The sequence below is a fragment of the Pseudorhodoferax aquiterrae genome (genome assembly GCF_014652235.1).
GTDB classification, from domain to species: domain Bacteria; phylum Pseudomonadota; class Gammaproteobacteria; order Burkholderiales; family Burkholderiaceae_C; genus Pseudorhodoferax; species Pseudorhodoferax aquiterrae.
The window spans coordinates 58740-76077 of record NZ_BMYK01000010.1 but is presented as its reverse complement, the minus strand read 5'-3'; the positions used below and the strand labels follow the sequence as shown (position 1 = coordinate 76077).

At 70.1% G+C, this 17338-nt stretch carries 18 protein-coding genes; 11 read left to right on the top strand and 7 right to left on the bottom strand.

Going from position 1 to position 17338, the window contains the following annotated elements; all coding sequences use genetic code 11:
• The first annotated feature begins 92 nt into the window (after positions 1-92).
• The 6 genes from IE209_RS17015 to IE209_RS16990 all read left to right on the top strand — a co-directional run bounded on the left by IE209_RS17015 (position 93) and on the right by IE209_RS16990 (position 3437).
• Entirely contained in the window at positions 93-614 is a 522-nt protein-coding gene (locus IE209_RS17015) for a phasin family protein (protein WP_189688138.1), read from the top strand.
• A gap of 5 nt (positions 615-619) precedes the next feature.
• The gene (locus IE209_RS17010) at positions 620-1039 is read left to right on the top strand and encodes a hypothetical protein (RefSeq protein WP_189688137.1); all 420 of its coding nucleotides are present in this window, start codon (positions 620-622) and stop codon (positions 1037-1039) included.
• A 47-nt stretch (positions 1040-1086) separates the two neighbouring features.
• The gene (locus IE209_RS17005; RefSeq protein WP_189688136.1) at positions 1087-1764 is read left to right on the top strand and encodes a TetR/AcrR family transcriptional regulator; all 678 of its coding nucleotides are present in this window, start codon (positions 1087-1089) and stop codon (positions 1762-1764) included.
• A gap of 37 nt (positions 1765-1801) precedes the next feature.
• Positions 1802-2575, top strand: a complete 774-nt coding sequence (locus IE209_RS17000; RefSeq protein WP_189688135.1) for a tetratricopeptide repeat protein — start codon at positions 1802-1804, stop codon at positions 2573-2575.
• A 100-nt stretch (positions 2576-2675) separates the two neighbouring features.
• Positions 2676-3122 carry a hemerythrin domain-containing protein gene (locus IE209_RS16995; protein ID WP_308433188.1) on the top strand — a complete coding sequence of 149 codons (447 nt, stop codon included), beginning with the start codon at positions 2676-2678 and terminating at the stop codon, positions 3120-3122.
• Between the two features lie 57 nt (positions 3123-3179).
• Complete coding sequence (locus IE209_RS16990; protein WP_189688134.1) at positions 3180-3437, top strand: acyl-CoA-binding protein; 258 nt, start codon at positions 3180-3182, stop codon at positions 3435-3437.
• 4 nt (positions 3438-3441) lie between these two features.
• On the opposite strand, the gene IE209_RS16985 is transcribed toward IE209_RS16990, so the two are convergent.
• Positions 3442-4440, bottom strand: a complete 999-nt coding sequence (locus IE209_RS16985; RefSeq protein ID WP_229882917.1) for an aminopeptidase — start codon at positions 4438-4440, stop codon at positions 3442-3444.
• 196 nt (positions 4441-4636) lie between these two features.
• Between IE209_RS16985 and IE209_RS16980 the strand changes: the two genes are divergently transcribed.
• Positions 4637-6175, top strand: a complete 1539-nt coding sequence (locus tag IE209_RS16980) for a gamma-glutamyltransferase (protein WP_189688132.1) — start codon at positions 4637-4639, stop codon at positions 6173-6175.
• 85 nt (positions 6176-6260) lie between these two features.
• On the opposite strand, the gene IE209_RS16975 is transcribed toward IE209_RS16980, so the two are convergent.
• From IE209_RS16975 to IE209_RS16955, 5 genes are read right to left on the bottom strand one after another with little or no spacing between them, the layout of a single operon-like run.
• Positions 6261-6653, bottom strand: coding sequence for a RidA family protein (locus tag IE209_RS16975; RefSeq protein WP_189688131.1), 393 nt, complete (start codon positions 6651-6653; stop codon positions 6261-6263).
• Complete coding sequence (locus IE209_RS16970; protein WP_189688130.1) at positions 6650-8275, bottom strand: AMP-binding protein; 1626 nt, start codon at positions 8273-8275, stop codon at positions 6650-6652. Before IE209_RS16970 ends, IE209_RS16975 begins: the two co-directional genes overlap by 4 nt.
• 2 nt (positions 8276-8277) lie before the next feature.
• On the bottom strand, positions 8278-9132 hold the full coding sequence (locus tag IE209_RS16965; RefSeq protein WP_189688129.1) for an enoyl-CoA hydratase family protein: 855 nt from the start codon (positions 9130-9132) through the stop codon (positions 8278-8280).
• Positions 9129-9605, bottom strand: coding sequence for a MarR family winged helix-turn-helix transcriptional regulator (locus tag IE209_RS16960; RefSeq protein ID WP_189688128.1), 477 nt, complete (start codon positions 9603-9605; stop codon positions 9129-9131). The genes IE209_RS16965 and IE209_RS16960 overlap by 4 nt, the downstream gene beginning before the upstream one ends.
• Position 9606: 1 nt before the next feature.
• Positions 9607-11922, bottom strand: coding sequence for a bifunctional salicylyl-CoA 5-hydroxylase/oxidoreductase (locus tag IE209_RS16955; RefSeq protein WP_189688127.1), 2316 nt, complete (start codon positions 11920-11922; stop codon positions 9607-9609).
• A gap of 121 nt (positions 11923-12043) precedes the next feature.
• On the opposite strand from IE209_RS16955, the gene IE209_RS16950 reads away from it, so the two are divergent.
• Together IE209_RS16950 and IE209_RS16945 are read left to right on the top strand one after the other, a co-directional pair.
• Entirely contained in the window at positions 12044-13312 is a 1269-nt protein-coding gene (locus IE209_RS16950; RefSeq protein ID WP_189688126.1) for a class I SAM-dependent methyltransferase, read from the top strand.
• 5 nt (positions 13313-13317) lie between these two features.
• A complete protein-coding gene (locus IE209_RS16945) occupies positions 13318-13644 on the top strand; it encodes a DUF1840 domain-containing protein (protein WP_145551042.1) in 327 nt (108 codons plus the stop codon).
• An 11-nt stretch (positions 13645-13655) separates the two neighbouring features.
• On the opposite strand, the gene IE209_RS16940 is transcribed toward IE209_RS16945, so the two are convergent.
• A complete protein-coding gene (locus tag IE209_RS16940) occupies positions 13656-14666 on the bottom strand; it encodes a Bug family tripartite tricarboxylate transporter substrate binding protein (RefSeq protein WP_189688125.1) in 1011 nt (336 codons plus the stop codon).
• Positions 14667-14868: 202 nt separating this feature from the next.
• On the opposite strand from IE209_RS16940, the gene IE209_RS16935 reads away from it, so the two are divergent.
• Both IE209_RS16935 and IE209_RS16930 read left to right on the top strand, forming a co-directional pair.
• Positions 14869-16920, top strand: coding sequence for a PQQ-dependent dehydrogenase, methanol/ethanol family (locus tag IE209_RS16935; protein WP_229882916.1), 2052 nt, complete (start codon positions 14869-14871; stop codon positions 16918-16920).
• Positions 16921-16990: 70 nt separating this feature from the next.
• Positions 16991-17326 carry a hypothetical protein gene (locus IE209_RS16930; RefSeq protein WP_229882909.1) on the top strand — a complete coding sequence of 112 codons (336 nt, stop codon included), beginning with the start codon at positions 16991-16993 and terminating at the stop codon, positions 17324-17326.
• Positions 17327-17338 lie beyond the last annotated feature (12 nt).

The window sequence follows — 17338 nt, the reverse complement described above, 5'->3', positions numbered from 1 at the left end:
GTATCCGCAAAACGAACCGGCGATTATCGCAGGGCAGTTGTAACGCCAATGGCGCTTACAGTTACCGGCATCCACTCCTTCGAGGATCCGCCATGGCCAAAAAACCCAACCCCTTCAACCCCTTCGGCGACGACGCCTCGGCCGCCCAGTTCGCCGAATCGGTCCGCGCCTCGGCCCAGCAGATCTGGCTGGCGGGCCTGGGCGCCTTCGCCAAGGCCCAGGCCGAGGGAAGCAAAGTGTTCGAAGGGCTGGTCAGGGAAGGCGCGGACATGCAGAACAAAACCCAGGCGGCTGCCCGGGACGGGCTGCACGAAGCTGGTGCCCGCTTCGGCAGCCTGGCCAGCGAGTTCGGCGCGCGCGCCGCCGGCCAATGGGACAAGCTGGAAGGCATCTTCGAGGAGCGCGTGGCCAAGGCGCTGCGCAAGCTTGGCGTGCCGCGGATCGAGGAGCTGGAGCAGTTGGCGGCGCGCGTCGAGGCACTGGAACGCGCGGCGAAGCGCCCGGCAGCGGCGCGCAAGACCGCCGCCCGGCCGCGCCACGCCGCGGCCACGCCGCCGCCGGCCGCACCAGCCAAGCGGGCCGCCCGCAAGCGCCCGGCTCCACGCCAGGACTGAGCGCCATGGCCGAAGAAGACCGGATCTGGGACGCCCGCGCACTGCGGGATCTCGCCGCCCAGGCGGCTACCACGCCCTGCGCCTCCTGCGCCACGCTGCCCAGCACCGGCTGGGAAACCGTCCCGGTCTCGCTGGACCGCCAGCGCCTGGAACCCCTGGGCACGCTCTACGACCCACAGGCCGGCAACCCGCTCGACGCCACGCTGGAGGAATACCACCCGCAGCACACGCGCTACTGGTCGGCCGATGCGCCCATCGCTCCGGCCTGGTTTCCTTACAACCGCTGCGGCGTCTGGCGCTGCCGGGTCTGCGCCACCGTCTTCCTGCGCTACGCCGAGCATGGCGGTTACTTCGAGGAAGAACGCATCCGCCGCGTCGTGCCGGCCCTGGTCGACCTGGCGGCCCCGCCACCGGGAAATACCTAGCGGCCGGCGAGCATCTGCTGCGGCATGCTGCCTCCCAGGGAGGACCGATGCCGAAGAAAGCCCCGCGCCGCACGGCCGAACGCATCCTGGAAGTCACACTGGCGTTGTTCAACCGTTTCGGCGCGCCCAATGTCTCCACCACGCTGATCGCCGCCGAACTGGGCATCAGCCCCGGGAACCTCTACTACCACTACCCGGCCAAGGACGAACTGCTGGGTGCGCTGTTCGACCGCTACGCCCAGCACATGCACGAATTGCTGGACGCCGGTGCCGAGGTGCGCGACGTGGAAGACGCCTGGTTCTTCCTGCACAGCCTGTTCGAGCGCATCTGGGAATACCGCTTCCTCTACCGCGACCTCAACGACCTGCTCAGCAACCACCGCCGGCTCGAGCAGCAGGTGCAGCAGGTGCTGCAGGCCAAGACGCGGGCGGTGCGCGACATGCTGGCCAGCCTGTCGGCCCACGGCGCGCTGCAGATCGACCCGCGCACGGCCGAGCCCACCGCCACCAGCATGGTGGTGGTGCTGAGTTGGTGGCTCAGCTACGAATACGCCCGCGCGCCGCGCGACGCGCTGGAACCGGCCGCGGCACAGGCCGCGCTGCTGCGCGGCGCCCACCATGTGCTGATGCTGCTGGCGCCCTACCTGGTGCTTGCGCAACGTGAACACCTGCTCGCGCTGGTGGCCGCCTATGCCGGTGCAGCGCCTGTCACGCAAACCACCTAGACTCGGATCCGCCACCCGCCACAAATAGGAGACCACGATGGGCGACTGGAGCGCATTCCCCCATGCGGGCGCATTCCATCTCGATGCAGCCGGCGTGCTCCAGCGTTGGGCCAGGCTGCATGCCGGCGATGCCGAGCCGCCGCCCGCCGATCCGGCCGTGCTGCAGGCCTGGGTGCTGTTCCACAACGGCGATTTCGAGCAGGCCTGCGCGGCGGGCCTGGCGGCCGGCGGTGCCGGCGTGACCGTGGCCAACAAGGCCACCGCCATCTACGCCAACTACCTGGAGCCCAGCGAGAAACAACGCCTGGACCTGTTCCGCCTGGTCGCCACACGGGCCGAGCAGCAGGCGCAGGCCCGGCCCGACGACCCCAACGCCTGGTACTGGCAGGCCTATGCGCTGGGCCGCTACAGCCAGGGCATCAGCATCGCCAAGGCGCTGGCCCAGGGCCTGGGCAACAAGGTCAAGGAGTCGCTGGAGAAGGTCATCGCGCTGTCGCCGCGGCACGCCGATGCCCATCTCGCACTGGGCACCTTCCATGCCGAGGTCATCGACAAGGTCGGCGCGCTGATCGGCTCGATGACCTACGGCGCCAAGAAGGAGGTGGGCCTGCGCATGTTCCGCCGGGGCCTGGAACTGCATCCGGGGTCGGTCATCGGCATGGTGGAGTACGCCCACGCGCTGCTGATGCTGGAAGGCGACGGCCGCATGGAAGAGGCCAACCGCCTCTACGAACGCGCCGCGGCAGCGGAGCCGCAGGACGCCACCGAGCGGCTGGACGTGGACGTCGCGCAGGCCGCGCTGGCGGACTGACAGCGCACGCGCAGCTGTCCTACAGCGCGACCCGGTTCGGGGCGCTGGCGGCCATGGCATGCTGCAGCGAGCATGCGGGGCACCCACAGGAGCCCTTGCCATGCTGAACATCTTCGAAGCCCTGCGCATCAGCCACCAGCTGCAACGCGCGCTGGCAGACCAGTTGGTCGCCACCAGCGGCGACAGTCCCGAGCGCCAGCGGCTGTTCCGCGACCTGCGCCGCGAGCTCGCCGCGCACGAGACCGCGGAGGAGCGCTGCTTCTACGCCCCGCTGATGGAGCACGATGCCGCCGTCGACACCTCGCGCCACGGCATCGCGGAGCACCACGAGATGGACGAGATGGTCGAGGAGCTGATGGACCTGGACATGTCCTCGCCGGCCTGGCTGGCCAAGGCGCGTGCGCTGCACCACAAGCTGCACCACCACCTGGACGAAGAGGAGCAGAAGTTCTTTCAGCTGGCCGGCAAGGTGCTGAGCGCGGCGCAGAAGACGGCCCTGGCGAAGGAGTACGAGGCAGAATTCACCACACAGCGCGTGCAGGCCTGATGCCGTCCGGGGCGCAAGCGCCGTGTGCCCGCTGATATCCAAGAAGAGGAGCCCGCCATGTCCGAACTGCAGACCGCCTTCCAGGCCGCCGTCGTCGCTTCCCAGCAGCGCAGCCAGCGCCCCGACAACGCCACGCTGCTGCGCCTGTACGGCCTGTACAAGCAGGCCAGCGCGGGCGACAACAAGGTGCCCAAGCCCGGCTTCTCCGACATGGTCGGCCGCGCCAAGTGGGACGCCTGGAACAAGCTGCAAGGCATGTCGGCCGAAGACGCGATGCAGCAGTACATCGACGCCATCGCCGCGCTCGACGACTGAAGCTTCAGCGCCCCGCCAGCGCAGCCAGGGCCGCTTCGCGGTCGGCCTTGGGTCGTGCCGCCAGTGCCGCGACGGCGGCATGGAAACGCGCCCAGTCGCGGCCTTCGCGCGCGAACAAGGCCTCGAAGGCCGCCACCTGCCCGTCGTACGCCGCCTGCACGCCGAACACGGCGTTGTTGGCGCGCGCGATGTAGGCGTCGTAGCCGGCAAAGCCCGCCCAGTGCTCGCGCTTGAGCCGCGCATAGGCTGCGTGGAAATCCGCCATCGCGCGGGCCTTGCGTTGCTCCATGGGCTGCGGATTGGCGTCGTCGGCGTACACCGCGGCCAGCGCCTGGCGCGTCTGCAGCATCAGTGCACGCAATTCGCGGCGCCGCCCGTCGAAGCGCAGGTAGGCCTCGCGCGCATCCTCGCCGGCTTCGCTGGCCAGCCACTCGGCGCCCCCGAGCCGTTCGACCGCCGTGGCGTAGGACTCGTTGAAGGTGGTGTCGTCCTTCACGTAGACGACCTGGTGCGCCAGTTCGTGGAACAGCAGGCGCGCCAACTCGCCTTCGTTGGAGCGGATGAAGGTGTTGAGCAAGGGGTCACCGCCCAGCCAGTTCATCCAGCCCAGGGTGGAATAGGCCGGCACGCCGTACACACTCGTTTCCAGGCCCTCGGCCCGCAGCTGCTCCGCCAGCGCCCGCGCCTGCGCCTCGTCGAAGTAGCCGCGGTAGCCGATGCAGCCGGTGAACGGGAAGCACCAGGTCTTCAGCGTCAGCGAGTACGGTGGCGCCGCCACGGCATTCCATACGGCCGCGGGCCGCTGCAGGTCAGCGTAACGGTGGTAACTCGCGTTGTCGGGCAGATGCAGACGCTCCACCGCAAACCGGCGCATGCGCTGCGCCAGCTCCAGCCGCTGGCGCAGCTCGGGCGGCGTCGTGGGATCGGCCAGCCAATCCTGGATCGGCCGGGCCGCCTGCATCAGCGCCAGATGCCCGCGTGCCGACTGCAGGTAGTAGGACATGTCGGCACAGCCCGCCAGGGCCGACAGCGCCAGCGCGGCGCCAACACGCTTGAGCAATGCACGATTCCACACATCGGGCAGTTTACGGGCAGGCCCGCCGCACCCTGGCACGCAGGTTGCTGGCGCTACGGCACGCCCTCCGTGTTCCGTGCAACGGCCGTGAACCAAGACGCCCCGCCAGCGTCCAACAGCTGACATGCCAAAGCCTCCCCGTCCCAAGAGCCAATACGGTCGCGTCACTGCGCTTGCCAGCGGCCACCACCTCGCCACCCTGACGGCCCAGCGCGTGGTCGAACAAGGCGGTTCGCTGGTGGACGCCATGCTGGCCGCGTCGGCAATGTTGACAGTGACCTTGCCGCATGCCGGATCGCTGGGCGGCTGCGGGCTGCTGCTGGTCTACGACGCGGCCTCGCACCAGGTGCAGGTGCTCAACGGCACGGGCCGGGCGCCGGCCGCCACACCGGTCGATGAACTGGCCGGCACCGGGCTGCCGCGGCATGGCGTGCGTGCGGCGGTCACGCCCACACTGGTGCGCCTGTGGGCCCGCGCGCACGAACGCTTCGGCCGGCTGCCCTGGGCGCAACTGCTGGCGCCTGCCATCGCCGCGGCCTCGGCGGGCATCGGCACCTCCGAAGAGCTCGCGCGCAACCTGATGCAGGCCGATCCGCAGGTCGCGGCGCAACCGGGCTTCACCGACGCCTTCCACCGCAACGGCCAGCCACTCGCCGCGGGCCAGCCCCTGCGCCAGCCGCAGCTGGCCGAGGTGCTGCAGGCCATCGCACGCCAGGGCGAGGCGGGCTTCTACAGCGGCTGGGTGGCGCGCAGCCTGGCCGCCTTCTGTGCCGAGCATGGCGGCTGGCTGGGCCAGGACGACCTGGCCCAGGCCCAGGCCGACTGGTGGGAAAGCTGGAGCACGCACTATGCCGGCCGCCAGGTGCATGTGGCGCCGCCCAACTCGGCCGGCGTGCTGATGCTGCGCCAGCTCAACCTGCGGGCCGCCGCCGGCGCGGCGCAGAACGACCCGGCCCACGACGTGCTCCGCGCCGTGGCCGTGCTGCAGCGCTACCGCGCCCGTCTGGGCGACCCTGCGCGACGGCGCCTGATGCCGGCCGACTTCGAGCTGGGCGAGCGCCACATCGGCAACGGCCCGCTGGATGCCACCGCCACCCGCCTGACGCCCGCCGATGCCACCGGCTTCGTCGCCATGGACGTGGACGGCAACGCCGTCGCCCTGCTGCAAAGCGTGTTCCAGCCGCTGGGCAGCGGCGCTGTGGACCCCGGCACCGGCGTGCTGCTGAACAACCGCATGGCCGAGTTCCGCGCCGAGCCGGGCCTGCCCAACAGCGTGCAGCCGCGCGCCCGTCCGGCGCACACGCTGTCGCCCTGGATCGTGGTGCAGGGCAACCGGGCCGAATTGGCCGCCATCTCGCCGGGCGGCATCGGCCAGACCACCGGTGGCCTGCAGCTGGCCAGCGGGGCGCTGGAGAGCGAGGCCACGCTCGGCGAGCTCGCCGGGCGCCCGCGCTGGAGCTTCAACGATGCCGGCGAGGTGCTGCTGGAAGCCGGCATGGACGCAGCCGTGGCGCCCGCCCTGCGGGCGCATGGCCTCACCGTGCACGAGGATGCTGGCCAGCAGCTGCACTTCGGCTCGGTCAAGGCGGTGCGTGCCCACGCGCATGGCGGCCTGGAAGCGGTGGCCGACCTGCGCCGGCAGGCGCATGCCGTGGCCTGGTAGCGCCCATGGCCGCAGCAGCGGCCACTTTTGCCCATTGCCGCAGCAGCGGCCGTTTTTCCCATGACCGCAGCAGCGGCCATTTTTGTCAGTCGGGCAGCACGGCCGTCGCCTCGATCTCCACCTTGGCCCGCGCCTCCATCAGCGCGCTGACCTCCACGCAGCTCATGGCCGGAAAGTGCCGGCCGATGTGGGTGCGGTAGGCCTGGCCCAGTTCGCGCAGGCGGCGCAGGTACTCCGCGCGGTCGGTCACGTACCAGGTCATGCGCACGATGTGCTCGGGGCCGGCGCCGGCCTCGCGCAGCACGGCCACCACATTGGCCAGGGCCTGGGCGGTCTGGTCGATGAAGTCGTCGCTCTCGAACTGCTGGGCGGCGTTCCAGCCGATCTGGCCGCCCACGCAGACCAGCGTGCCGCGGGCGGCCACGCCGTTCGCATAGCCCTTGGCAGGGGCCCAGCCGGGGGGATGCAGCAACTTCATGGCTCTCTCAACTTGTAACGCTGCAGCTTGCCGGTCTCGGTGCGCGGCAATGCCGGCAGGAAAGCCACCTCGCGCGGGTACTTGTAGGGTGCCAGGCTGGCCTTCACATGCGCCTGCAGCGCGTGCACCAGCGCTGCATCGCCGCTGTAGCCCGGCCGCAGCACGCAGAAGGCCTTGACCAGCATGCCGCGCTCGGCGTCGGGCTTGCCGACCACGGCGCATTCGGCCACGGCCGGGTGCTGCAGCAGCACGTCCTCGACCTCGGGACCGCCCACGTTGTAACCCGCCGTGACGATCATGTCGTCGGCCCGCGCCTGGTAGAAGAAGTAGCCGTCGTCGTCCTCGACGAAGGCATCGCCCGGGTAGTTCCAGCCCTGCTGCACGTACTGCGTCTGGCGCACGTCGTCCAGGTAACGGCAGCCCACAGGGCCGATCAGCGCGAGCCGGCCGACGCTTCCGCGCGGCAGTTCGCGGCCCTCCTCGTCGACCACCCGGGCCGTGAAGCCCGGCACCACCTGCCCCACGGCGCCGCGCCGCACCCGCTCGGGCGGCGAGGAGATGTAGATGTGGAACAACTCGGTGCCGCCGATGCCGTCCAGCATCTCGATGCCCGTGGCCTGCTTCCAGAGCTGGCGCGTGACGTCGGGCAGCGCCTCGCCGGCGCTGACGCAGATGCGCAGCTGCGGCAATCCGCCCAGCGCCTTGGCGTGCGGCGCCATCTGGCGGTAGAAGGTCGGCGCCGTGTAGCAGATGGTGGCGCCGACCGCGCGCGCCTGCTGCACCAGGCTCTCGGGCGTGTAGGGCGCACCGGGGAAGTAGACCGAGGCGCCCGCCCACATCGGGAACAGCAGCAGCCCACCCAGGCCGAAGGTGAAGGCCAGCGGCGGCGAGCCGACCACCACGTCCTCGCTGCGCGCCCGCAGCACATGGCGCGGCCAGCAGTTGCACATGGCCAGCACGTCGCGGTGGCTGATGACGGGCGCCTTGGGTTGGCCCGTGGTGCCCGAGGTGAAGGCGATCAGCGCGATGTCGTCGGCGGCGGTCGGGCAGGCGGCGCCGGCGCCGGGCTGGCGTGCGGCGCGCGCCTCCAGGCTGTGGGGGTCGTCGGGCGCGTGGAAGGCGACGGTGCCAGCCGGCAGCTGGTCGGCGCCCGGCGCCTGGCGCAACTCGTCCAGCAAGCGCGCTTCGCACAAGGCCGCGGCCGGCTGCGCCTTGGCGATGATCTGGCCGAGTTCGCGCGCGCGCAGCAGCGGCATGGTGGCCACCGCGACCAGCCCGGCCTTGACCACGGCCAGCCAGGCCAGCGCCAGCGTGATGGAGTTGCCGCCGCGCAGCAGCACGCGGTTGCCAGGCACGAGGCCCAGGTCCCCGGTCAGCACCTGGGCGATGCGGTCGACCTCGGCGCGCGCCTCACGGTAGCTCAGCGTGCGCGCGTCCGAGCGCAGCAGCGGGCGGTCGGCCCAGGGCCGCCCGGCGGCCTTGTCTAGCAATTCCTCGACCAGGTTGAGCTGGTCTGGCAGCTGCAGCTCCGGCAGCTCGTAGCGCAGCTGGGCGCACTGCGCCGGCGGCGGCAGGCGCTCGTGCACGAAGCGATCAAGCTGCGCGCTGGTGCCGCGGGCCATGTTCAGTCCCCCTGGAAGACGGGCTTGCGCTTGGCCGCGAAGGCCTCGTAGGCCCGGCGAAAGTCTTCGGTCTGCATGCAGATCGCCTGGGCCTGGGCCTCGGCCTCGATGGCCTGGTCGATGCCCATGGACCATTCCTGCGCCAGCATGGTCTTGGTCATGCCATGGGCGAAGCTGGGGCCGGCAGCGAGCTCACATGCCATGGCCTGGGCCTGGTCCAACAACGCATCGGGCGCATGCAGGGCATTGAAGAAGCCCCAGGCCAGGCCTTCGGCGGCCGTCATGGCGCGGCCCGTGTACAGCAGCTCGGACGCGCGGCCCTGGCCGATCACGCGCGGCAGCAGCGCGCAGGCGCCCATGTCGGCACCGGCCAGGCCCACGCGCGTGAACAGGAAGGCCGTGCGCGCCGCCTCGGTGCCGTAACGCAGGTCGCAGGCCAGCGCCAGCATGGCGCCGGCACCGGCGCAGACCCCGTCGATGGCGCCCACGATGGGCTGCGGGCAGGCGCGCATGCACTTGACCAGCTCGCCCGTCATGCGCGTGAACGCCAGCAGCTCGGGCATGGGCATGCGGGTCAGCGGGCCGATGATCTCGTGCACGTCGCCGCCCGAGCAGAAGTTGCCACCGGCCCCGGCCAGCACCACGGCCCGCACGTCGGTGGCGAAGCGCAGGCCATGGAACAGGTCGCGCAGCTCGGCATAAGACTCGAAGCTCAGCGGGTTCTTGCGCTCGGGCCGGCGCAAGGTGATGGTGGCCACGCCGGCCTGCAGCTGCCAGTCGACATGCCGGCCCTGGTAGCCGGCGCGCTCGGAGAACTGGGCGCGCATGGGGTTGTCCATGCCGATGGGATAGGTCATTCGGTCTCCAGGAAGTTGTGTTGCGTGTGCTGCTTGACCTTGCCCAGCAGCTTGTGCAGCGTGGCGATGTCGCGCGCGCCCAGGCCGGCGAAGGCCTCGACGATCCACTGCTCGTGCTGCTGCGCCATGGCGCGGAACTGGGCGCGGCCGCGCGCCGTCAGGCGCACGCGGTAGGCGCGCCGGTCACCCTCCACGTCCACGCGTTCCACCAGTCCTTCGGCCACCAGTTGGTCGGTGATGCCCGTGACATTGCCGCCCGTGACCATCAGGCGCGCCGACAGTTCGCGCATCTTGAGGCCGGCCGGCACGCGCTCGAGCTGGGCCATCAGGTCGAAGCGAGGCAAGGTGGTGGCGAACTGCGTGCGCAGGCGCGCGCGAATCTGGCGTTCGACCTGCTGGGTGCAGGTCAGCATGCGCAGCCACAGGCGCAGCTCCTGCGGATGTTCGCTGTGGGCGCGGGCTTCGAGGTCCATGTCAGTGTCTGTCGGCTTCGTCGGTGGCGGCACGCTGGCGCGCCAGCTCGCGCAGCAACTGGTCGCGCCCGGCCAGGTAGGGCAGCGGCCAGTCGGGCTGCGGCGCGGCCTGCAGGCGCGCGGCTTCGTGCAGGGTCCAGGCCGGATCGGCCAGGTGCGGACGCGCCACGGCGCACAGGTCGGCCCGGCCTGCAGCGATGATGCCGTTGGCCTGGTCACCGTCGGTGATGGCGCCGACCGCGATGGTGCGGATGCCCAGCTCCTGGCGGATGCGGTCGGCGAAGGGCGTCTGGTACATGCGGCCGTACACCGGCCGGGCCGCGCGCGTGGTCTGGCCGGAGGAGACGTCGATCACATCGCAGCCGGCGGCCTGGAAAGCCCGCGCCACCGCCACGGCATCGTCGCCGGTGTGGCCGCCCGGCGCCCAGTCGTGCGCCGAGATGCGTACGCTCATGGGCCGCTCGGCCGGCCAGACCGCGCGCATCGCCGTGAAGACCTCGAGCGGATAGCGCAACCGGTTCTCCAGCGGGCCGCCATAGGCGTCGCTGCGCCGGTTGGTCAGCGGCGTGATGAAGCTCGACAGCAGGTAGCCGTGCGCGCAGTGCAGCTCCAGCCAGTCGAAGCCGGCCGCGGCAGCGCGCTCGGTGGCGGCCACGAAGGCGTCGCGCAGCGCGTCCATGTCGGCGCGCGTCATGGCCTGCGGCACCTGGTTGTCGGGACCGTAGGGCACGGCGCTGGCAGACAGCAGGGGCCAGTTGTCCGCGGGCAGCGGGGCGTCCACCGTCTCCCAGCCGCGCTGGGTCGAGCCCTTGGGCCCGCTGTGGCCCAGCTGCAGGCCGATGGCGGCGCTGCTGCTGGCATGCACGAAGTCGACGATGCGCGCGAAGGCCTGCTGCTGCGCCGCGTTCCACAGGCCCGGGCAACCCGGTGTGATGCGGCCCTCGGGCGTGGGGCTGGTCATCTCCACGAACACCATGGCCGCACCGCCCAATGCACGCGCGCCCAGGTGCACGAGATGGAAGTCCTGCGGCACGCCGTCGACGGCGCTGTAGGTGGCCATGGGCGAGACCAGGATGCGGTTCTTGAGCGTGAGCCCGCGCACCGTGAGCGGCAGCAGCATGGGCAGCCGTGCCTCGGTGCCGCCAGCCAGCCAGCGCTCGTACGCGCCGAGCCAGTGCGCGTCGCGCAGGCGCAGGTTCTCGTGGCCGATGCGCTGCGAGCGTGTGAGCAGCGAGTACATGAACTGCTCCGTCGGCAGGCCGCTGTAGCGCGCCACGTTCTCGAACCACTCGGTGGAGTTGCGTGCCGCGTTCTGGATCTTGAGCACCTCCACGCTGCGGCGCGCCTCGAAGGCAGCCAGTGCCGCGTCCAGGTCGGGCTCTGTCGCCAGGGCGCCGGCCAGGTCGATCGCATCTTCCAGGGCCAGCTTGGTGCCGCTGCCGATCGAGAAGTGCGCCGTGTGCGCTGCGTCGCCCATCAGCACCACGGGCACGCTGCGATCGTCGAGCCCGAGCCGGTGCACCCAGCGCGCGCAGACCACGCGCGGAAAGCGGATCCAGATGGCCGAGCCACGCAGGTGGGCGGCATTGCTGATGAGCTTCTCGCCATCCAGGTAGCGCGCGAACAGCCGCTCGCAGAACGCGATCCCCTCCTCCTGTGCCATGCGGTCCAGGCCGTGGGCCTGCCAGACGGCCTCGGGCGTCTCGACGATGAAGGTCGAGGTCTCGCCGTCGAACTGGTAGGCATGGGCCTGGAACCAGCCGTGCTCGGTCTGGGCGAAGGCGAAGGTGAAGGCATCGAAGCGCTTGCGCGTGCCCAGCCAGACGAAGCGGCAGGTACGCAGGTCCACGTCGGGACGGAACGTCTCGGCATAGCGTTGGCGCACGCGGCTGTTCAGGCCGTCGCAGGCGACGACCAGATCGGCCGCGTACTGCCGCGCCGCCTGCTGGTCGTCGCGCACCTCGGTCTCGAACACCAGCTGCACGCCCAGCTCCATGCAGCGTGCCTGCAGGATGTCGAGCAGGCGCTTGCGGCCGATGCCGCAGAAGCCATGGCCGCCCGAGCGCAGGCTGCGGCCCTTGAAGAAGACCTCGATGTCATCCCAGTGGTGGAACTGCTCGCCGATGCGCTCGGCCGATGGCGCGTCCGCCGCCCGCAGGTTCTCCAGGGTCTGGTCCGACAGCACCACCCCCCAGCCGAAGGTGTCGCCCGCGCGGTTGCGCTCCAGCACGGTGACCCGGTGCGCGGGGCTCTGCCGCTGCATCAGCAGCGCGAAGTACAGGCCGGCCGGCCCGCCACCCAGGCATAGGATGTTCATGTCCAAATAGTTTAGACATGAATTATTGCAAGTCAATCGGGTTGCATGCGGCCGGCACGCGGCCCCGTCCTACAGAACCATGGCTTGACCAGGGCTTTCGCAATTGGCAAGAATTTGTTGCATGCGCAATCCCCTCATCCCCAAGATCGAGGCCCAGCTGCAGGGACTCCCGGTTCCCGTCGCACTGCAGCTGCCGGCCGGTGAACGCGTGGGCGCCAGCGGCGCCAAGGTCACGCTGTCGTTCCAGGACTGGTCCAGCCTGGCCACCATGGCCGCCGGGCAGATCGGCCGGCTGGCCGAGGACTTCGTCGAGAGCCGCGTGCAGCTGCAGGGCCGCATGCGCGACCTCATGGAGGTGGCGGCGCGGCTGCTGCCCGGGCATCCCGGCGAGCAGGGAGCCTCGGGCTGGTGGGGCAACATGCTGCGCCGCGCCAGATCGCTGGCCGCGCACTCGCATGCCAAGGACGCCGAGCAGATCCAGTTCCACTACGACGTCTCCGACGACTTCTACGCGCTGTGGCTGGACGACAAGCGCGTGTATTCCTGCGCCTACTTCCGCGAAGCCGACATGACGCTGGCCCAGGCCCAGGAGGCCAAGCTGGACCACATCTGCAAGAAGCTCATGCTGCGCGCCGGCGAGCGCTTCCTGGACGTGGGCGCGGGCTGGGGCGGCCTGCTGCTGTGGGCCGCCGAGCACTACGGCGTGGACGCCACCGGCATCACGCTCTCGCACAACCAGCATGCGCACGTGAACCGCGAGATCGAGCGGCGCGGCCTGTCGGGCCGGGTGCGCATGCTGCTATGCGACTACCGCGACCTGCAGGCCGAGCCCTTCGACAAGATCGCCTCGGTCGGCATGTTCGAGCACGTCGGCCGGGCCAACATGCCGACCTACTTCGCGCGCATCCGCGATCTGCTCAAACCGGGCGGCCTGGTGCTCAACCACGGCATCACGGGCTCGTCGGTGCACCACGAGCAGCTCGGCGCGGGCATGGGCGATTTCATCGAGAAGTACATCTTCCCGGGCGGCGAGCTGCTGCACGTCTCGCACGTGCTGCGCGAGCTGGCCGGCGCCGGCCTGGAGATGGTGGACACCGAGAACCTGCGGCCGCACTACGCCCGCACGCTGTGGGCCTGGTCCGATGCGCTGGAGGCGCGGCTGGACGAAGCCCGGCAGGTGCTGACGGCCACGGCCAAGGATGCCGCCAGCGCCGAGCGGGTGCTGCGCGCCTACCGGCTGTACCTGGCCGGCAGCGCCATGAGCTTCGAGCACGACTGGATCTCGCTGCACCAGATGCTGGCCAGCCGGCCCAGCGGCGTGACCCGTGGCGGCCCGATGACGGGCGCACAATCGGCCTATCCGTTCAACCGCGGTTACATGTACCGCTGACCCCCATGCTGTTCAAGTTCAAGTCCAAGGCCACCGGCGACCTCATCATGCTGGAGCCCAACGGGCGCCGCGTGCTGCAGCTGATCGGCAAGGAGCCCGGACCCAGCGGCATCATCCAGCCCGAACAGATGGCGCAGGCCGTCGCCGCGCTCGAGAAGGCCATCGCCGAGGAAGAAGCGGCCCAGAAGGCCGCCGAAGACGAGGCCCGCGCCAAGGGCGAGCAGCCCAAGCTCAAGCCCGAAGTGGTGTCGCTGCGCCAGCGCGCCGTGCCCTTCATCGAGATGCTGCGGCGCGCCCAGGCCGCGGGCAAGGACGTGGTCTGGGGCGTGTAGGCTCCTGACCTTCAATCCACCTTCGCGCCCGAGGCCTTGACCACGGGCTGCCACTTCTTCAACTCGGCCGCGATCAGTGCGGCGAACTGCTGCGGCGTGTTGCCGCTGGGAATGGCGCCCTGGGCCAGCAGGCGCTCGTTGACCTCCTGCGTCTTGATGGCCTTGGCCACGTCCTGCTGGATGCGGTTCACGATCTCGGGCGGCGTGCCCGCGGGCGCCAGCAGGCCGAACCAGGAGCTGGCTTCGAAGCCCTTGAGCGCGGGGCCGCCGGCCTGCTCCACGGTCGGCACGTCGGGCAGCGCGGCCGAGCGCTGTGCGCTCGTCACCGCCAGCGCGGTCAGCTTGCCGGCCTTGATCTGCTGCATGGCCGAGGGCAGGTTGTCGAACATCACGTCCATGTTGCCGGCCACCATGTCCATGAGTGCAGGGCCCGAGCCCTTGTACGGGAAGTGGACCATGTAGGCCCCTGTCATGGTCTTGAACAGCTCGCCGGCCATGTGGATGGACGTGCCGTTGCCGCTGGAGGCCATGTTCAGCTTGCCCGGATTCGCCTTGGCATAGGCGATGAAGTCCTGCACGTTGTGGATCTTGAGCGCACGCGCCTTGTCGGCATTGACCACCATCACGTTGGGCACGCCGGCGACGAGGCTGATGGGCGCGAAGTCCTTCACCGGGTCGTAGGGCATCTTGTCGTAGAGCCACTTGTTGATGGCGTGCGTGCCCACCGTGCCCATCAGGATGGTGTAGCCGTCCGGCGCCGACTTGGCCACGATATCGGCGCCGATGTTGCCGCCGGCGCCGGCTTTGTTGTCCACGACCACGGGCTGGCCCAGCGATTTGGTCAGCTCCACTGCCACCGCGCGGGCCAGGATGTCGGTGGTGCCGCCCGGCGCGAAGGGGACGACCATGCGGATGGGTTTGTTGGGCCAGCCCGATTGGGCCAGCACAGGCAGGGCCTGGGCGCAGGCGGCCAGGGCGGCAGCGCCCAGCAGCAGGCGGCGGATCGGCAGGAAGGATGGCATGTCGCAATGTCCTCGGTTCGAAGTGGCCGCGATCCTAGGTCAGCACCATGCTGCAGTGCGCCAGTGGTAACCCGGGCGACAGCGGCTAGGGAAAGTACGGAGCAGCCATCTGCCCAGCGCGCAGATGCTCGACGGCACCCCGACAACAAGAGGAGACAGCACGATGGTCGTACGTTCCCTTGCCGCGCTGGCCCTGTCCGCGATGGCGTTCTCGGTCGCCGCGCAGACGCCGGCCGAGCGCGCCGCGAGCGCCGTGAAGAAGGTCAACGGCAGCTTCATCCGCGCCAATGCGGCCAAAACGCCGGACTGGCCCAGCGTGGGCCTCGACTATGCCGAGACGCGCTACAGCCGGCTCGACCAGATCAACACCGGCAACGTCAAGCAGCTCGGGCTGGTCTGGTCCTACAACCTCGAGAGCACGCGCGGCGTGGAGGCCACGCCGCTGGTCGTCGACGGCGTGATGTACGTGACGGCCTCGTGGAGCGTGGTGCACGCGATCGACGTGCGCACCGGCCAGCGTATCTGGAGCTACGACCCGCAGGTTGACCGGTCCAAGGGCTTTCGCGGCTGCTGCGACGTGGTCAACCGCGGCGTGGCGCTGTGGGAGGGCAAGGTCTACGTGGGCGCGTACGACGGCCGGCTGATCGCGCTGGACGCGGCCAGCGGCCGCGTGCTGTGGGAGAAGGACACGCTGATCGACCACGCACGCAGCTACACCATCACGGGCGCGCCGCGCGTGTTCAAGGGCAAGGTGCTGATCGGCAACGGCGGCGCCGAGTACGGCGTGCGCGGCTACATCACGGCCTACGATGCCAACACCGGCGACCAGAAGTGGCGCTGGTTCACGGTGCCGGGCGACCCGGCCAAGCCGTATGAGGACGCCTCCATGGAGCGCGCCGCCAAGACCTGGGACCCGTCCGGCAAGTACTGGGAGGCCGGCGGCGGCGGCACGGTGTGGGACACCATGGCCTTCGACCCCGAGCTCAACCTGATGTACATCGGCACCGGCAACGGATCGCCCTGGGCCCGCAGCAAGCGCAGCCCCAAGGGCGGCGACAACCTGTACCTGGCCTCCATCGTCGCACTGGACCCGGACACCGGCGCCTACAAATGGCACTACCAGGAGACCCCCGGCGACAACTGGGATTACACCTCCACGCAGCCCATGATCCTGGCCGACATCCAGGTCACCGGCAAGCCGCGCAAGGTGATCCTGCATGCGCCCAAGAACGGCTTCTTCTTCGTGATCGACCGCACCAACGGCCAGTTCATCTCGGCCAAGAACTTCGTCGAGGTGAATTGGGCCACGGGCTACGACGCCAAGGGCCGGCCGATCGAGATCGCCGCCGCGCGCCAGAACGACAAGCCCGGCGAGAGCATGCCCGGCCCCTATGGCGCGCACAACTGGCACCCGATGTCGTTCAACCCGCAAACGGGCCTGGTCTACCTGCCGGCCCAGCATGTGCCGATCAACCTCATGGACGACAAGGACTGGAAGTTCAACGAGAACGTGGCGCTGCGCCCGCATTCCAACCAGGGTTGGAACACCGCCATGTTCCTCAACGCCGCGCCGCCCACGAGCAAGCCCATGGGCCGGCTTGTGGCCTGGGACCCGGTGGCCCAGAAGGAAGCCTGGGGCGTGGAGCATGTCTCGCCCTGGAATGGCGGCACATTGACCACGGCCGGCAACCTCGTGTTCCAGGGCACGGCCGACGGCCGCATGGTGGCCTACGACGCCAAGACCGGCGCCAAGCTCTGGGAAACGCCCACCGGCACCGGCGTGGTGGCCGCACCCTCCACCTACCTCGTGGACGGCAAGCAGTACGTGTCCGTCGCGGTGGGCTGGGGCGGCGTCTACGGCCAAGCCACGCGCGCCACCGAGCGCCAGGGCCCGGGCACGGTCTACACCTTCGCAGTGGGCGGCACCGCCAAGATGCCCGACTTCGTCGAGTACCGCGCGGGCAAGCTGCTGCAGGGCGTGAAGTACGACGCGGCCAAGGTCGAAGCCGGCACCGGGCTGTACGTCAGCAACTGCGTGCTGTGCCACGGCGTGCCGGGCGTGGACCGCGGCGGCAACATCCCCAACCTGGGCTACATGGACGCAGCCTTCATCGAGAACCTGGACAAGTTCGTGTTCAAGGGCCCGGCCATGGCACGCGGCATGCCGGACTTCACGGGCAAGCTCTCGATGTCCGACGTGGAAGCCATCAAGGCCTTCATCCAGGGCACGGTGGACGCGGTGCGGCCCAAATGATGCGGCCTTCATGAAACTGAGATTTCATTCTCAGTAAAATCACGGTCCGCACTTTCTGCGGACCGTTTTCTTGCGCCATCCCCTCCGTCTCCTGCTGCTGCGCCTGTTGCTGCTGGCCGTGTTCTTCAACACGGCCATCGGCGTGCCCGCACACGCCATCGAGCACCTGCGCGAGGCGCAGGCCAACCTGCTGGATGACGAGACCCCGGCAGAGCGCGCCGAAGTGCACGCGGCCTGCGCCTGGTGCAGCAGCCATGCGCAGCTGGAGCACGCGCTGGATGCGACGCCGCCGCGGCCTGGCCCCTGCGCGGCCATCGCCGGCCATGCCGTTCCCTGGCACGGCGCCAGCGCAGGCCCGAGCGCGGAGCGCTGGCCGTTCTGCGCGCGCGACCCACCGCAAGCCTGAGACCCCGCCGCC

Bases quoted from the DNA above. Each gene is read 5' to 3' on its own strand.
- IE209_RS16990 (WP_189688134.1), top strand. From the start codon at position 3,180: ATGTCCGAACTGCAGACCGCCTTCCAGGCCGCCGTCGTCGCTTCCCAG.
- IE209_RS17015 (WP_189688138.1), top strand. From the start codon at position 93: ATGGCCAAAAAACCCAACCCCTTCAACCCCTTCGGCGACGACGCCTCG.
- IE209_RS16955 (WP_189688127.1), bottom strand. From the start codon at position 11,922: ATGAACATCCTATGCCTGGGTGGCGGGCCGGCCGGCCTGTACTTCGCG.
- IE209_RS16950 (WP_189688126.1), top strand. From the start codon at position 12,044: ATGCGCAATCCCCTCATCCCCAAGATCGAGGCCCAGCTGCAGGGACTC.
- IE209_RS16985 (WP_229882917.1), bottom strand. From the start codon at position 4,440: ATGTCCTACTACCTGCAGTCGGCACGCGGGCATCTGGCGCTGATGCAG.
- IE209_RS16945 (WP_145551042.1), top strand. From the start codon at position 13,318: ATGCTGTTCAAGTTCAAGTCCAAGGCCACCGGCGACCTCATCATGCTG.
- IE209_RS17010 (WP_189688137.1), top strand. From the start codon at position 620: ATGGCCGAAGAAGACCGGATCTGGGACGCCCGCGCACTGCGGGATCTC.
- IE209_RS16960 (WP_189688128.1), bottom strand. From the start codon at position 9,605: ATGGACCTCGAAGCCCGCGCCCACAGCGAACATCCGCAGGAGCTGCGC.
- IE209_RS16935 (WP_229882916.1), top strand. From the start codon at position 14,869: ATGGCGTTCTCGGTCGCCGCGCAGACGCCGGCCGAGCGCGCCGCGAGC.
- IE209_RS16980 (WP_189688132.1), top strand. From the start codon at position 4,637: ATGCCAAAGCCTCCCCGTCCCAAGAGCCAATACGGTCGCGTCACTGCG.
- IE209_RS16995 (WP_308433188.1), top strand. From the start codon at position 2,676: ATGCTGAACATCTTCGAAGCCCTGCGCATCAGCCACCAGCTGCAACGC.
- IE209_RS17005 (WP_189688136.1), top strand. From the start codon at position 1,087: ATGCCGAAGAAAGCCCCGCGCCGCACGGCCGAACGCATCCTGGAAGTC.
- IE209_RS16970 (WP_189688130.1), bottom strand. From the start codon at position 8,275: ATGGCCCGCGGCACCAGCGCGCAGCTTGATCGCTTCGTGCACGAGCGC.
- IE209_RS16965 (WP_189688129.1), bottom strand. From the start codon at position 9,132: ATGACCTATCCCATCGGCATGGACAACCCCATGCGCGCCCAGTTCTCC.
- IE209_RS17000 (WP_189688135.1), top strand. From the start codon at position 1,802: ATGGGCGACTGGAGCGCATTCCCCCATGCGGGCGCATTCCATCTCGAT.
- IE209_RS16940 (WP_189688125.1), bottom strand. From the start codon at position 14,666: ATGCCATCCTTCCTGCCGATCCGCCGCCTGCTGCTGGGCGCTGCCGCC.
- IE209_RS16975 (WP_189688131.1), bottom strand. From the start codon at position 6,653: ATGAAGTTGCTGCATCCCCCCGGCTGGGCCCCTGCCAAGGGCTATGCG.